The 14,922-nt window shown below is 51.4% G+C and carries 15 protein-coding genes, 2 pseudogenes and 1 other annotated feature; of the genes and pseudogenes, 12 read left to right on the plus strand and 5 right to left on the minus strand.

The annotated features are described in order from the left end of the window. Window positions 1-44 precede the first annotated feature (44 nt). Window positions 45-881 (minus strand): 5-dehydro-4-deoxy-D-glucuronate isomerase, encoded by an 837-nt coding sequence (gene kduI / locus GTU79_RS14045; protein WP_132921635.1) that lies wholly within the window; start codon window positions 879-881, stop codon window positions 45-47. Between the two features lie 238 nt (window positions 882-1,119). Between kduI and GTU79_RS14050 the strand changes: the two genes are divergently transcribed. Continuing rightward, window positions 1,120-1,455, plus strand: a complete 336-nt coding sequence (locus GTU79_RS14050) for a cupin domain-containing protein (RefSeq protein WP_132921634.1) — start codon at window positions 1,120-1,122, stop codon at window positions 1,453-1,455. Window positions 1,456-1,478: 23 nt separating this feature from the next. Here GTU79_RS14050 and hxpB read toward each other — a convergent pair whose 3' ends face one another. Further along, window positions 1,479-2,144: a hexitol phosphatase HxpB gene (gene hxpB, locus GTU79_RS14055; RefSeq protein WP_203521462.1), complete on the minus strand. Its 666-nt coding sequence runs from the start codon at window positions 2,142-2,144 to the stop codon at window positions 1,479-1,481. A gap of 170 nt (window positions 2,145-2,314) precedes the next feature. Here hxpB and GTU79_RS14060 point away from each other — a divergent pair, with 170 nt between their 5' ends. Then, complete coding sequence (locus GTU79_RS14060) at window positions 2,315-2,860, plus strand: YniB family protein (RefSeq protein WP_132921632.1); 546 nt, start codon at window positions 2,315-2,317, stop codon at window positions 2,858-2,860. A gap of 46 nt (window positions 2,861-2,906) precedes the next feature. On the opposite strand, the pseudogene GTU79_RS14065 reads toward GTU79_RS14060, so the two are convergent. The 3 genes and pseudogenes from GTU79_RS14065 to GTU79_RS14075 all read right to left on the minus strand — a co-directional run bounded on the left by GTU79_RS14065 (window position 2,907) and on the right by GTU79_RS14075 (window position 6,143). After that, a pseudogene (locus tag GTU79_RS14065) lies at window positions 2,907-3,775 on the minus strand (fructosamine kinase family protein). 347 nt (window positions 3,776-4,122) lie between these two features. Then, entirely contained in the window at window positions 4,123-5,064 is a 942-nt protein-coding gene (gene pfkB, locus GTU79_RS14070) for a 6-phosphofructokinase II (RefSeq protein WP_132927743.1), read from the minus strand. A gap of 710 nt (window positions 5,065-5,774) precedes the next feature. After that, window positions 5,775-6,143, minus strand: a complete 369-nt coding sequence (locus GTU79_RS14075) for a hypothetical protein (RefSeq protein ID WP_214514060.1) — start codon at window positions 6,141-6,143, stop codon at window positions 5,775-5,777. Between the two features lie 428 nt (window positions 6,144-6,571). Between GTU79_RS14075 and GTU79_RS14080 the strand changes: the two genes are divergently transcribed. The 10 genes and pseudogenes from GTU79_RS14080 (at window position 6,572) to ihfA (ending at window position 14,895) form a co-directional block, all read left to right on the plus strand. Further along, window positions 6,572-6,997: a hypothetical protein gene (locus GTU79_RS14080; protein ID WP_214514061.1), complete on the plus strand. Its 426-nt coding sequence runs from the start codon at window positions 6,572-6,574 to the stop codon at window positions 6,995-6,997. Window positions 6,998-7,090: 93 nt separating this feature from the next. After that, the gene (locus GTU79_RS31405; protein WP_420854183.1) at window positions 7,091-7,219 is read left to right on the plus strand and encodes a YnfU family zinc-binding protein; all 129 of its coding nucleotides are present in this window, start codon (window positions 7,091-7,093) and stop codon (window positions 7,217-7,219) included. Between the two features lie 496 nt (window positions 7,220-7,715). Next, the gene (thrS, locus tag GTU79_RS14090) at window positions 7,716-9,644 is read left to right on the plus strand and encodes a threonine--tRNA ligase (protein WP_214514063.1); all 1,929 of its coding nucleotides are present in this window, start codon (window positions 7,716-7,718) and stop codon (window positions 9,642-9,644) included. 87 nt (window positions 9,645-9,731) lie between these two features. Next, window positions 9,732-10,189, plus strand: a pseudogene (infC, locus tag GTU79_RS14095) (translation initiation factor IF-3). 97 nt (window positions 10,190-10,286) lie between these two features. Next, window positions 10,287-10,484, plus strand: a complete 198-nt coding sequence (gene rpmI, locus GTU79_RS14100; protein ID WP_132921626.1) for a 50S ribosomal protein L35 — start codon at window positions 10,287-10,289, stop codon at window positions 10,482-10,484. Between the two features lie 42 nt (window positions 10,485-10,526). After that, window positions 10,527-10,883: a 50S ribosomal protein L20 gene (rplT, locus tag GTU79_RS14105; protein ID WP_132921625.1), complete on the plus strand. Its 357-nt coding sequence runs from the start codon at window positions 10,527-10,529 to the stop codon at window positions 10,881-10,883. Window positions 10,884-10,990: 107 nt separating this feature from the next. Continuing rightward, window positions 10,991-11,114 (plus strand) — a sequence feature (Phe leader region). After that, window positions 10,996-11,040 carry a pheST operon leader peptide PheM gene (gene pheM / locus GTU79_RS14110; protein ID WP_106120997.1) on the plus strand — a complete coding sequence of 15 codons (45 nt, stop codon included), beginning with the start codon at window positions 10,996-10,998 and terminating at the stop codon, window positions 11,038-11,040. Its footprint overlaps the feature before it by 45 nt. Before the next feature lie 94 nt (window positions 11,115-11,208). Next, the gene (gene pheS, locus GTU79_RS14115; protein ID WP_132921623.1) at window positions 11,209-12,192 is read left to right on the plus strand and encodes a phenylalanine--tRNA ligase subunit alpha; all 984 of its coding nucleotides are present in this window, start codon (window positions 11,209-11,211) and stop codon (window positions 12,190-12,192) included. A gap of 14 nt (window positions 12,193-12,206) precedes the next feature. Next, window positions 12,207-14,594 carry a phenylalanine--tRNA ligase subunit beta gene (gene pheT / locus GTU79_RS14120; protein ID WP_203521457.1) on the plus strand — a complete coding sequence of 796 codons (2,388 nt, stop codon included), beginning with the start codon at window positions 12,207-12,209 and terminating at the stop codon, window positions 14,592-14,594. 4 nt (window positions 14,595-14,598) lie between these two features. Beyond that, window positions 14,599-14,895: an integration host factor subunit alpha gene (ihfA, locus tag GTU79_RS14125; protein ID WP_011411244.1), complete on the plus strand. Its 297-nt coding sequence runs from the start codon at window positions 14,599-14,601 to the stop codon at window positions 14,893-14,895. Window positions 14,896-14,922: the final 27 nt, after the last annotated feature.

Below are 14,922 nucleotides of genomic sequence, written 5' to 3' on the forward strand. Positions count from 1 at the left end.
CATATCGTAAATAACGCCGGAACGGGCCGGCACGAAGAGCGGTATCAGCGAATTTCGCTGACTTTGACATGATCCATATCGTCAAATACCTGATTTTCTCCGACCATACCCCAGATAAAGGTGTAATTCTTGGTGCCGACGCCGGCATGAATAGACCAGCTTGGCGAGATAACCGCCTGCTCGTTATGCACCAACAGATGGCGGGTTTGCTGCGGCTGGCCCATCATATGGAATACCGCGGTTTCTTCATCCATATCGAAGTAGAAGTAGACTTCCATACGCCGTTCATGAGTATGGCAAGGCATGGTATTCCAAAGATTGCCTTCCGCCAGTTTGGTCAGACCCATGGTCAACTGGCAGGTCGGCAGGACATCGGGCACAATAAATTTATTGATGGTGCGCAGATTGCTGGTGGCGTTGTCGCCGATAGTTTGCGGCGAAGCCTCCGCCAGGGTGATTTTCCGGCTCGGATATGTGGTATGCGCCGGGGCGCTGTTATAGTAGAACTTAGCCGGTTTTGCGGCGTCCACGCTTGAGAACTGAACGTCCTTGGCGCCCATGCCGACATACAGCGCTTCCTGGTGGCCGATTTCATAGGTCTTGCCGTCCACCACGATAACCCCCGGGCCGCCGATATTGATAACGCCCAATTCACGGCGTTCCAGGAAATAGCTCACGCCCAATTGCTTTCCCACTTCGCTGCCGATACTCACCGTTTTCGCCACCGGTTTAATCCCGCCGACAATGATGCGGTCGATGTGGCTATAGGTCATGGTGTACGCATCGGCTTCAAAAATCTTTTCAATCAGAAATTGGCTGCGCAGCCCTTCCGTGTCCAGTTGCTTCGCGTGGTCACTGTGAATGCTTTGGCGGACTTGCATAATGGTAATGCCTCTCTATCAGAACATGTTCGGGAAGAGGGTGTTCTCTCTATTGATGCTGGAATCATAGAGCGAGAGGGATATGAATTCAATAAAAATGAAATAATGTTTTATTTATTTTTTGAGAGAAGTCATGATTTTGGTGTTTTCAGGTTTTCTTACCGCCGCTATCCGTTACAATCGTATTATAAGGCCGTAATTTTTCTTGATTTGTTGCCTATGGGCTAACGGGAGCAGTATGAAAACCTTTTTTATTGATGATGAAACCCCTTGGGAAGTTGTCGGCGACGGCGTTAAACGCAAGGTAATGACCTGGAGCGATGAGTTGATGATGGTGTGCGTCCATTTTGCCAAGGGCGCAGTGGGCACTGCCCATCGCCATGAGATCCACGACCAGATTGCCTATGTGGCCGCCGGCAGTTTCGAGGTGGAAATCGAAGGAGAAAAACGGCTGCTGAAAGCCGGGGATGCCTATCGGGCGGTGAAACACCAAATGCACGGCGTGGTCGCCCTGGAAGACAATAGCGTCCTGATTGATACCTTCACACCGAAACGGGCCGATTTTCTATCATAATATCCCGCCCGGGCGGTAGCGGTTCAGAGAATATGTTCAGTGGTCAGATTCAGCAGCGAGTCTAGCTTGATATCGGCGACTACCCAGCGCGGGTCGGCGCGGTAAGCGGGGTCGGGCACCACGATGGAACGCATGCGCGCCGCCTTGGTGGCAATCATGCCGTTAAACGAATCCTCCAGGGTGGAGCAGCGTTCCGGCAGCGCATCAAGTTTGGCCGCCGCCTGGAGATAGACTTCAGGGTGCGGCTTGCTATAGGGAAGATGTTCCGCTGAGGCAATTTCGGCAAAATAGTGGCGCAAGGAGAAAATCTCAAGCACGTTTTCCAGCATAAACAGCGGCGATGCCGAGGCCAGGCCGATCTTCAGCCCGCAGTCACGGGCGGTTTCCAGCGCATATTGCACGCCGGGCAGCAGCGGCCGCTGCTGTTCTATCAGCGTAACGGCGCGCCGGATTATCCGCAGGGTGACGTCGTCCAGTGTGACGCCTTGCCAGGGGCTGACCTGATACCATAGTTTCACCACCTGGTCGATACGCAATCCCAAGGTATCCGGCAAATTTTCCCCTTTGGCGGTATCCACTCCCATCGCCGCGAACACATCCAGCTCCGCTTGGTGCCATAGGGGTTCTGAGTCAATAATCAAGCCATCCATATCAAAAATAAGGGCTTCCTGCGGGATTGATGCGGGCATTCGACATGCTCCTGTTCGGTGAAAAAAAAGAGGGGAATAGAGTACCATTCTTCTTTGCATAAGGGGATGGCAAGCCGCTGTAACAGATTCATGAAAAACAACGCAGCAAAAAAGGTAAATTATAGATAAACTTAAGCGTTCTGGTTGGCGTCGATTAACAAGGGGAGCACATGACGTATCAACAAGCTGGTCGCCTGGCCGTAATAAAACGGTTAGCGGGATGGATAATATTTATACCGGCTTTACTTTCCACACTGATTTCTTTACTGAAATTCCTTTACCAGCACAGTGAGCAAAATAAAGGCATCAATGCGGTAATGGCCGATTTTTTTCACGTTATCATCGATATGATGCGATTTAACACTTCTTTTCTGAATGTGTTTTGGTTCAACTCCCCGCAGCCGGCGTTTGAGAATGGTTATTTCGTCGGCAATATTGGTTTCTGGATTATTTATTTACTGATCTTTGTCGGTCTGGCATTACAGGCTTCAGGCGCCAGGATGTCGCGTCAGGTCAGGTTTATCCGTGAAGGGATCGAAAATCAGATGGTGCTGGAACACGCGAAGGGAACCGAAGGCTACAGCCGTTCGCAACTGGAGGAAAAAATTGTCATGCCGCGCCATACCATTCTGCTGCAGGTTTTTCCCCTCTATATCCTGCCCATTATTATTGCGGTAGCCGGTTATTTCATTCTGAAACTGCTCGGCATGCTGTAAAACGGCGCCACGCTGTCCGGGGGCATTATTCCCCGGGCCATTCTCGCTACTCTTGCGGTTTCTGGCTTAATACCCGATCCAACGCCTGACCGGCCAGGTTGATATGCTGGTCGCCGAACAGATTGGCGCGGTTAAGCAAGTAATAAAGCTGGTAAACAGGCTGCCGGCGGATAAAACCTTTATCCAGCGGCCAGACGCTTTGGTAGCCGTCATAAATTTGCGGCAGCAGCTCCGGATATAAAGGCAACATCGCCAAATCACATTCCCGATCGCCCCAATAACAGGCCGGATCGTATAAAAAATTGCCGCCGGCGCTATTGGCGCAGTTGTCGGGCCACAAATCACCGTGCAGAAGAGAGGGTTGCGGTTGATGCTCATGAAGCATCTCCTCTATTCGGGTAATTATCCCGTCGATATCGCCATAAACCAGTCCCTTTTCCGCCGCCAGCTGTAACTGCCAGCCGATACGCTGTTCCGCGAAAAATGTCGACCAGCGCCGCTGCCAGGCATTGGGCTGGGTGAGGGTGGAAAGATCGTTATCAAAATCCAGGCCGAACTGCGGCTGCTCGCTCCATTGATGCAAGCGCGCCAATTGTTGCCCCAGGCAATAAGCCCCATGGGCGTCAAAAGGACGTTCCGGAATATATTCCATGACCAGAAAACTGCTGTCCCGTTCGCTGCCGACGCCATAGACTTTCGGTACGCGCACGGTTTTACTGCGCCCGAGCATATCCAGTTGATCGGCCTCGTTAGTGAATTTTTGCAAAGCTCGCGGCTATCGCTTTTACGAAAATTTCCGCGGAGCCGTAGCGGAGATACCAGGCGCGATGTAATTCTCCCCGGTAATTCGCGGCGCTCACGTATTTCATCACGGGTAAAAGTCTCGGCCAGCATATTGTCAATGGCGTGCCACATCGTCGTTTCCCCTAAGGTTGCCTTACCGATTAATGTCCGAATCGCTTTACTGACCATGGTCGGATCGGCCCACCCGCCAATAAAGGGGCGGCGATAGCCGATTGAACAAAACCGGTAACGCCTCGGCCGTTAATACCAGCTCGAACCGGGTTCAAAAGAGAAGGGCGCGCCAGGGAAACCCAATGTACTCCGCGTAAGGGATTCTCACTGGTGGCGCTAGAAATGAGTGTTGAGTCTAAGCCCCACAATGTCAATACTTTATTAAAGGGCTTTGTTCGTTTTTTGACCGAGAAGGCCGACTAAAGTGAATATGGCCAATCCCCGGCCTCTCCTCCGTTTGTCTCTACTCAGGCGGTAAGATCTTGGCACAGATAATCGTAAATACGCCGCGTGTCTTCCAAGGCGCATAACCGGGTGCCTTTGTGCAGGGTGGCCGCGCTGCCCGCCGCCACACCGTATCGCGCCATATCCAGCAAATCCGCGCCCTCGGCCAGCTTCAGCGTCATTGCGCCCACCATACTGTCCCCGGCGCCCACGGTGCTCATCTTTTTAACCGGTGGCGGCACGACCTGGAATACCCGATCCTTATCCGCCGCCAATGCCCCCTGAGGACCGAGGGATACCACCACGCGCTCGGTTTTGCCCTGGGCAATAATTTCCAGGGCCGCTTGCCTTACCGCATCGGGATCGTCCAGATTACGTTTCACCAGTTCCGCCAGCTCTTTTTGGTTAGGTTTGACCAGCGCCAGATTGCCGATATCCAGACATGCTTTCAGCGCCGGACCCGAACTGTCCACAACGCAGCGTAAACCACAGCGCTGGGCCTCTTGCAGCAAATGCTGCAGATTCTCCACGCTAATGCCCGGCGGCAGGCTACCGCTGATAACAAACAGGGAATTTTTAGGGAGGCCGGGCAGCCGCTGTTCAAACAGAGCAAATTCTTCGCCGGTCAGATGCGCTCCGGGCATAACGAAACGATACTGCTCGCCGGTGCTTTCTACGTGTACATGGAGATTCTGCCGGGTCCAGTCCTTGGTTTCGATGGCATCGGTGGTTATTCCTTCCGCCCTGAGCAGTTCGGTCAGATGGCGGCCTGTAGGGCCGCCAATAGGAAACAGCGCGGTGGCGTCCCCCCCTAAATGCACAATCGCCCGCGCCACATTGATGCCGCCGCCGCCCGGTTCAAACAGCGGGGCGGTGCAGCGCAGCTTGCCTTCGGCGTAAAGCCGATCGGTGGTCGTGGCGCTGTCCAGGGACGGCGCCAGGGTCAGGGTCGTTATCGGTATCATCATTCTCTCCTTGCAACCAATGTAACCGCCAGCATAGCACTCTTTGCAGACCGTCTCGTTAGGGTAAAAAGGGTTTTGCTCTTTTTTAAAAATAAAGGCTAAAGATTTTTAAGCGGCGTCCGATATACCCGTATACAACAAAACGGGGGATACCATGAGTGCAAAAAGTGAACAACGTTGGAAGTGGATTAGTCTACTTTTGCTGGCAGTGCTGGTGGGATTGACTGGCGTGTTATTCAAAACCACCCCGCCGATGTGAAATGGAAAGATAAGCGCCATACAGGGCTGTTTGCTGCGGCGAATCCTAGGTGGGATGTGATCCAGCACATGCATTTTATGAAAAAAAGGGTCTAAAAAATGATCCCGCTCCTATTTTTTGCACCGGGAAAGGTGTAGGATTTTTCTTAAAAGATGTCAGGTAAATGTGAGGTTGTTATGGATTATTTCTATCGTTTAACGCTGCCAAGCATAGTATTGATATGTATGGCGTTTTGGATCGCTGTCGTTACTGCGTTGGTGTAAAACCCCATAATGACCAGTTGATTCTCGCAAACCCGCTACGGCGGGTTTGCTGCATTATGGTGCAATCAATTATATTTCACTTGACACCACTCCTGACATGATAAAGAGCTGTTGAGCATGATTTAAAGGATGTTAATCCTTTTGTGAAATCGCTACAGCCCTGAGCGTCTCATTAACATCTCTTATCGCTAATTCGTCATCGGCCTTTTATAGAGCGTTTTTCCCGGCAATACGCCAAGGATATGCTTACCCGTTTCAAGCAGCCGGGGATAGCGGGCTAGGGCTTCGTTTATCTCGGCGCCGCTGAGCCCGACGAGGTTATTTTTTTTTAGGCAAATGGCGAACCGGATCGTTACAAATATTAATCCATATTTTTCCAGCAATGGCGCATTAGCGGCCTGCTCATCGGCCACTTTAAGTAAAATAGCAAAGTTTTCACGATTCAGCTCGGTTTTATATATAGGTATGGAGAGAAGGGATGTATCCTCTTGAAAGCGAGTTAACATAACGCTGCTTCCGCCGGCAAATAGTCGCTTTAGTGCATCGTTTTTTGCCATTACCTCCTTTTTCCACTTAAGCAGCGCTGTGGCTATCGGGTTATTTCCCACTAGGTTAAGGGGAAGAAGGGTGCCGTCATAGTAGTCTACATAATGAACAATTCCGGCGTGGGAATTCTGTCGGGGAATGAGGCAACCCAGCGCAATAGTGCCCAGAGGAAAAGGGACATAAGGTTTTTGTTCACTTTGAGTTAATTCAACGATAACAGTTTTTTTTAAGCTGTCGGACAGTTCTTTTGTTGCAGCTGCAATGCTATGCGCAATTGCCTTTCATGGGGACGCAAAGCGTCGAGAGGAAGATTTTTGCTGGTGTACCCGATAAATTTCCTGTAGCGGACGTAGGGAAGTTCCTTTACCGCGGCGACAAAATTGGAATAATCAGGCTCTCTCAGGTATGAGGCTATGGCCTCGGTGATAGCCGGTATGCGATGGAAAATATCTTCAGGACTGTTTTAACCGCGATAACACCCCGATGCGGTTCTGCCCCGTGCCTGATGAAATTGATGATTGCTGAATATTATTTTCGTGATTATTGGTTACTGGTAATGCTGATATTATTGCGTTCATTATTGGTATCTTTCTTTGGAGAAAAATTATATATACAATATCGGCCGGCAACGTCTTTAAAAGATTTTATCGCCGGGCACGTTACCGCTGCCATGGGGCACTCATCAAGCCATTGCTTGGCGGCCGCCCGTGGATGGGAGCTCATCCTTTATGCTGGTGGCTGTATGAACCCGATACGGGGCGGACTTTGGTGTTTAAAAAGCATGAGTGATTATAATTCTGACACTATTTTTACAATTTTGATGAAAATGCGTAACTGCTTCTTATGTAGCATATTTAAACGTTAGCCAAGCTTATGATAAAATAAAATATCTGTATTTATTCGGCTGTCTTTTATGTCTTATCTTTCTGATTTGTTGAATAGAATCAATGCAATACAAATGGATTATCAATGTCCTGATTGTAAGATGACCTCAAAACAGAATTTACGAGATATTAGAGAAGGGCGGGTTATAATTTGCCCTCATTGCAAGGCATCATCATTATCTACAACAAATTTCAAAAAATAACTTATCTCTTTTCCTAGGTATCACCCGCGTCCTTGGAACACTTCTATTATCACCCAGACTATAAACCGACTCACGTGTAAACAAGATGCGGCCTACGGCCGCTAGACAAAACTACACCAATGTTCCGCCGCCTGCACAGGTACAAAGCCCCCCGCCCTGGAAAATTGCCCCCGTTACAGGACAGCGAAGATAACCAGGACCCGTTCTGCTGGGCGTTATGACTTAGGTGCTTAACGACAAGAGAACCGGCGAGTTTGAGGATCGTCCGGCGATGTGGGGAGGTTATGATAAATCAGCTTTGATATGCCACAAGAAATGTTAATATGCTCGTTCAAATCGCACAGCCAAAATGATGACTTTGCCATTTGTGTATCGAATTGTGTACCAATTTAACGATTGTCGGTTAAATGGTTATTCAATCTATTAAAAAACCAAAGTAAATTTAATTGTATGTGATCTTGCGTGTGGATCACCACTGCAAATAAAGGAACCGCCCATGCCAGTGATTCCCCTCCCCGACGGAAGCCAGCGTCAGTCCGACCCCCCCGTCCCCCCCCTTGATGTGGCCCGCGACACCGGCCCCGGCCTGGCGAAACCCTGCATCGCCGGACGGGTGAACGGTGAATTGACGGATGCCGTCGATATGATTACCGAAGATGCCCAGCTTGCCATCATTACCGCCAAAGATGAGGCCGGATTGGAAATCATCCGCCACTCCTGCGCGCATTTACTGGAGCATGCCATTAAACAGCTGTGGCCCGATACCAAAATGGCTATCGGCCCGGTAATCGATAAAGGCTTTTATTACGACGTCGATCTGGATCGGACGCTGACCCAGGAAGATATCGACCTGCTGGAAAAGCGCATGCACGAGCTGGCCGATAAGGATTACGACGTCATCAAGGAAAAAGTGAGCTGGCAACAGGCCCGGGATGTGTTTGTCGCCCGCGGCGAACAGTATAAGGTGGCGATACTGGACGAGAATATCAGCCATGACGATCGTCCCGGCTTGTATCACCATGAAGAGTATGTCGATATGTGCCGCGGGCCGCATGTGCCGAATATGCGTTTCTGCCATTATTTCAAGCTGCAAAAGACCTCCGGCGCTTACTGGCGCGGTGATAGCAACAACAAGATGCTGCAGCGCATCTACGGCACCGCCTGGGGCGATAAAAAGCAGCTCAGCACTTACTTGCAGCATCTGGAAGAGGCAGCCAAGCGCGATCACCGTAAAATCGGCAAGCAGCTTGATCTTTACCATATGCAGGAAGAAGCCCCCGGCATGGTGTTCTGGCACAATGACGGCTGGATTATCTTTCGCGAGCTGGAAGCCTTCGTGCGCACCAAGCTGCGGGAATACAAATATCAGGAAGTGAAAGGTCCATTTATGATGGACCGCGTCCTGTGGGAAAAAACCGGTCACTGGGAAAACTATGCGGAGCATATGTTCACCACGTCATCGGAAAACCGTGAATATTGCATCAAACCGATGAATTGTCCCGGCCACGTGCAGATATTCAACCAGGGATTGAAATCCTACCGCGATCTGCCGCTGCGCATGGCTGAATTCGGCAGTTGCCATCGTAATGAGCCTTCCGGATCGTTGCACGGTTTAATGCGCGTGCGCGGATTTACCCAGGATGATGCCCATATTTTCTGTACCGAAGAGCAGGTGCGGGATGAAGTAAACAATTGCATCAAAATGGTGTATGATATTTACAGCACGTTTGGCTTCGAGAATATTCTGGTTAAACTTTCTACCCGTCCCGAGAAACGCATCGGTAGCGATGATGTGTGGGACAGGTCGGAGAAAGACCTGGCGGCCGCTTTAACCGAAAACGGCATCGCATTCGAATTTCAGCCGGGCGAAGGCGCATTTTACGGTCCTAAAATCGAATTCACTCTTCTGGATTGCCTGGATCGCATGTGGCAATGCGGCACGGTACAGTTGGACTTTTCATTACCCGGTCGTTTAAACGCTTCATATATTGGCGAAAACAACGAGCGCCTGGTGCCGGTAATGATACACCGTGCCATCCTGGGGTCGATGGAACGTTTTATCGGCATACTGACGGAAGAGTACGCTGGTTTTTACCCGACCTGGCTGGCGCCGACACAAGTTGTGGTGATGAATATCACTGATAATCAATCGGAATACGTCGCAAAAGTGACAGAAAGATTGTCCGCAGCCGGCATTCGTGTAAAAGCAGACTTGAGAAATGAGAAAATAGGCTTTAAAATCCGCGAACATACTTTGCGTCGGGTGCCCTATATGCTGGTCTGCGGAGATAAAGAAGTGGAAGCGGGCAAGGTTGCCGTGCGTACACGCCGTGGTACAGACCTGGGCAGTATCGACGTTACCGAGATTATCGAAAAGCTGCAGCAAGAGATACGCAGCCGTAATCTTCATCAACTGGAGGAATAAAGTATTAAAGGCGGAAAACGAGTTCAACCGGCGCGTCCTAATCGCATTAACCGAGAAATCCGCGCCGCAGAGGTTCGTCTGACGGGTATCGATGGCGAGCAAATTGGTATAGTCAGCCTCAATGAAGCGCTTGAAAAAGCCGAGGAAGCGGGCGTAGATTTAGTTGAAATCAGTCCCAACGCCGAGCCGCCGGTTTGCCGAATTATGGATTACGGCAAGTTCCTCTATGAGAAGAGCAAGTCCACCAAAGAGCAGAAAAAGAAACAAAAGTTATTCAGGTTAAGGAAATCAAGTTCCGGCCTGGTACGGATGAAGGCGACTATCAGGTAAAACTACGCAACCTGATTCGTTTTCTGGAAGACGGCGATAAAGCCAAAATCACCCTGCGTTTTCGCGGACGTGAAATGGCGCACCAGCAAATCGGTATCGAAGTGCTTAACCGCGTTCGCGACGATTTGACAGAACTGGCGGTAGTTGAATCCTTCCCGAGTAAAATCGAAGGACGCCAGATGATTATGGTGCTCGCACCCAAGAAGAAACAATAAGGCCTGCAAGTAAGACGGCGTGTCGTGCGGTTTATCGGTGCGTTGTCTTCGCCTCATTGGTTCATATTATCAACAATGCGCAGTAGAGAATATATTCATGCCAAAAATCAAGACAGTGCGTGGTGCTGCCAAGCGCTTCAAGAAAACCGCCTCCGGCGGCTTTAAGCGTAAGCATGCTAACCTGCGTCATATTCTGACCAAAAAAGCCACTAAGCGTAAACGCCACCTGCGTCCTAAATCCATGGTCTCCAAAGGCGATCTGGGTTTGGTCATCAGGTGTTTGCCGTACGCATAAGCGTCACTTTCAACGGTTTTCGAATAAGACTTAGGAGAGCATATGGCTCGCGTAAAACGTGGTGTGACAGCTCGTGCACGTCACAAAAAGATTTTGAAAAAAGCGAAAGGCTACTACGGTGCCCGTTCGCGTGTTTATCGTGTCGCCTTCCAGGCGGTCATCAAAGCAGGTCAATATGCTTATCGTGACCGTCGTCAGAAGAAACGCCAGTTCCGTCAACTGTGGATCGCGCGTATCAACGCCGCGGCCCGCCAGAACGGCATATCTTACAGCCGCTTCATTAATGGCCTGAAAAAAGCCTCTATTGAAATCGACCGTAAGATCCTGGCTGACATCGCCGTATTCGACAAAGCGGCTTTCGCTGCCTTGGCGGAAAAAGCGAAAGGTTCGCTGGCATAAACTTTATGAAAGAGGGGGCTTGTCCCCCTTTTTTTTAAATGATTGGCCGATAGGGTTTGTTATATCGTTATTTAATTCATTCAGACAATATCAATCACAAGGTAATGCAAGCATGAATGCTGCTATTTTCCGTTTCTTTTTTTACTTTAGCGCCTGAATAACGGGGGCTTGCGCGTAAGGAAAGAAACGAAAAATAGCGCTAAAGCCTCCCGGTGTGGAGGCTTTTTTTTGCTCGTCGCCAGCCTGGATGACCAGCCTGGGTCGCAGTACAGATCAATCAGTCCATTTACGATTAAGCCATAGAGGCCGGAAAAAGAGGAACGCAATGCCACATCTCGCAGATTTGGTTGTGCAAGCCAAAGCAGCCATAGAAAAAGCTCAGGATATAGGCGCGCTGGATAGCGTGCGCGTCGAATATCTCGGCAAAAAAGGTCATTTTACCCAGCAGATGACAACCCTTCGCGATTTGCCGGCAGAGGAGCGTCCCGCCGCGGGAGCGGTGATTAACCAGGCGAAGCTTGCGGTGCAGCAGGCGCTGAACGAGCGCAAAGAGTATTTGGACTCCTCGGCGCTCAACGCGCGGCTGGCGGAAGAGACGCTGGACGTGTCTCTTCCCGGCCGACGCAAGGAAAACGGCGGCCTTCATCCGGTAACGCGGACGATTTCGCGCATTGAAACCTTTTTTGGCGAGTTGGGCTTTTCCGTGGCCACCGGGCCGGAAATCGAAGACGATTATCATAACTTCGATGCATTGAATATTCCCGCCCATCATCCGGCTCGCGCGGATCATGATACCTTCTGGTTTGATGCCACCCGGCTGCTACGCACCCAGACGTCGGGGGTGCAAATCCGCACCATGAAAAACCAACAGCCGCCAATCCGCATTATCGCACCGGGCCGGGTCTATCGTAATGACTACGATCAGACCCATACGCCGATGTTTCATCAGATGGAGGGGCTGATTATCGACACCAATATCAGCTTCACCAACCTGAAGGGCACTCTGCATGACTTCCTGCGCAACTTCTTTGAAGAGGATTTGCAGGTGCGATTCCGTCCCTCCTATTTTCCCTTTACCGAGCCATCGGCGGAAGTTGACGTGATGGGTAAAAACGGTAAATGGCTGGAAGTACTGGGCTGTGGCATGGTCCATCCGAATGTGTTGCGCAATGTCGGCATCGACCCGGAGGTTTACTCCGGCTTTGCGTTTGGCATGGGCATGGAGCGGCTGACGATGCTTCGTTACGGTGTCACGGATCTACGGGCATTCTTCGAAAATGATCTGCGTTTTCTTAAACAATTCAAATAAAGGCGGGATGACACATGAAATTCAGTGAACTTTGGCTGCGTGAATGGGTGAATCCCGCTATCAGCAGTGACGCGCTGGCGGAACAAATCACTATGGCCGGACTGGAAGTGGACGGCGTGGAGAAGGTGTCCGGCGAATTTTCCGGCGTGGTGGTGGGACGGGTCATTGCCTGTCAGCAGCACCCCAACGCCGACAAGCTGCGGGTCACTAAGGTGGACGTGGGTGGTGATGCGCCGCTGGATATTGTGTGCGGCGCGCCCAATTGCCGCGAAGGCCTTACGGTGGCGGTGGCCACCATCGGCGCCGTGCTGCCGGGGGATTTCAAAATAAAGGCCGCCAAGCTGCGCGGCGAACCTTCCGAAGGCATGCTGTGTTCGTTCCGTGAACTGGGCATGTCGGAGGATCACAGCGGAATCATCGAACTGCCCGCTGACGCCGCGGTAGGGACCGACATTCGCGATTATCTCAAGCTTGACGATACTATCATCGATATCAGCGTCACGCCGAACCGGGCCGACTGTCTGGGCCTGCTGGGTATTGCCCGTGACGTGGCTGCGGTGAATCGCCTGACGCTGAATCAGCCGGCAATCGACCCCGTGGCGCCGGTGGCGGCGGACGTCATCGACATCCGTGTGGAAGCGCCGCAGGCCTGTCCCCGCTATCTGGGACGGGTTGTAAAGGATATCGACGTCACGGCGCCGACCCCGCTGTGGATGAAGGAAAAATTACGCCGCTGCGGTCTGCGTTCGGTGGATGCGGTGGTGGACGTCACCAACTATGTCCTGCTGGAACTGGGCCAGCCGATGCACGCCTTTGACCGGCAGAGCATTGAAGGCGGGATTGTGGTACGCCTGGCCCGTGAAGGTGAATCCCTGACGCTGCTTGACGGTACCGAAGCGGCCTTGAATCCGGATACGCTGGTGATAGCCGATCGCCAAAAAGTTCTGGCGATGGGCGGCATTTTCGGCGGTAAATATTCCGGCATCAATAGCGCCACCCGGGATGTGGTGCTGGAATGCGCATTTTTTAATCCGTTGTCCATCACCGGGCGTGCCCGTCGCTACGGTTTGCATACCGATGCCTCGCACCGTTATGAACGCGGCGTCGATCCGGCCTTGCAATACCGCGCCATGGAGCGCGCCACCGGTTTGCTGCTGGCTATCTGCGGCGGCCAGCCCGGGCCGGTGATTGATGTTACCGATTCCGCCGCTTTACCTCAATGCGCCGCCATTACCCTGCGGCGTGAAAAACTGGATCGCCTGATAGGCCATGGCGTGCCGGATGAGGATGTGACGGATATACTTACCCGCCTTGGCTGCGAGGTTAGGGTCGGCAAGGGGCAGTGGCAGGCGGTTGCCCCCAGTTGGCGTTTCGATATGAGCATCGAAGAGGACCTGGTGGAAGAAGTGGCCAGGCTGTTCGGCTATAACACTATTCCCAATGTCCCGATTCGCGCGAATCTGCAAATGACCCGTCATCGTGAAGCGGCGCTGCCTTTAAACCGGGTGAAAACCATGCTGGTGGATCTGGGCTACCAGGAAGCCATAACCTACAGTTTTGTCGATCCGGCGATTCAAAGTCTGCTCCATCCCGGCCAGACGGCGCTGACGCTGCCCAGCCCCATTTCAACGGAAATGTCCGCCATGCGTTTATCGCTGTGGAGCGGATTATTGGGGGCGGTAATTTACAATCAGAACCGTCAGCAAAATCGTATACGTTTATTCGAAAGCGGTTTGCGCTTTGTTCCTGATAATGAAGCGGACCTTGGCATTAGGCAGGATCTTATGCTGGCGGGAGTCATTACCGGCTCACGTTATGATGAACATTGGGATCTGGCGCGTCAGCCGGTGGACTTCTATGATTTAAAGGGCGATCTTGAATCAATACTTGAACTTACCGGTAAACTTGCCGATATTGAATTTCGCAGCGAACAGAATCCGGCTTTACACCCCGGACAGAGTGCGGCATTGTATCTGGCAGGGGAACACATTGGATTTATTGGCGTTATCCACCCAGAATTGGAATCTAAGCTGGATTTAAATGGCCGAACCGTTGTCTTTGAACTACTCTGGGATAAGGTTGCCACGCGTAAAGTGCCTGAAGCCAGTGACATTTCCCGCTTCCCGGCGAACCGTCGCGATATCGCAATAGTAGTCGCGGAAGACGTCCCAGCAGCAGAAATTATGGCAGAGTGTAAGAAAGTTGGCGCAAATCAGGTAGTTGGCGTAAACTTGTTTGATGTGTACCGGGGGAAGGGCGTAGCGGAAGGATTTAAGAGTCTGGCTATCAGCCTGATATTACAGGATACCGCTCGTACACTGGAAGAAGAGGCTATTGCCGCCACCGTTGCCAAATGTGTGGCGGCACTAAAACAGCGATTCCAAGCATCCTTGAGGGATTGAACCTATGGCGCTTACTAAAGCTGAAATGTCAGAATACCTGTTTGAAAAGCTTGGGCTGAGCAAACGGGATGCCAAAGAGATAGTGGAACTATTTTTTGAGGAAGTCCGGCGTGCGCTGGAAAATGGCGAGCAGGTGAAATTATCGGGATTTGGTAATTTTGACTTGCGCGACAAAAATCAACGTCCGGGCCGTAACCCCAAGACTGGCGAAGACATTCCCATCACCGCCCGACGGGTAGTGACTTTTCGTCCGGGACAGAAGTTAAAAAGCCGCGTTGAGAATGCTTCACCTAAAGAGTGACGTATTTCCGCTAAAGGCCGCGTAATG

It is taken from the genome of Sodalis ligni (genome assembly GCF_016865525.2).
GTDB classification, from domain to species: domain Bacteria; phylum Pseudomonadota; class Gammaproteobacteria; order Enterobacterales; family Enterobacteriaceae; genus Acerihabitans; species Acerihabitans ligni.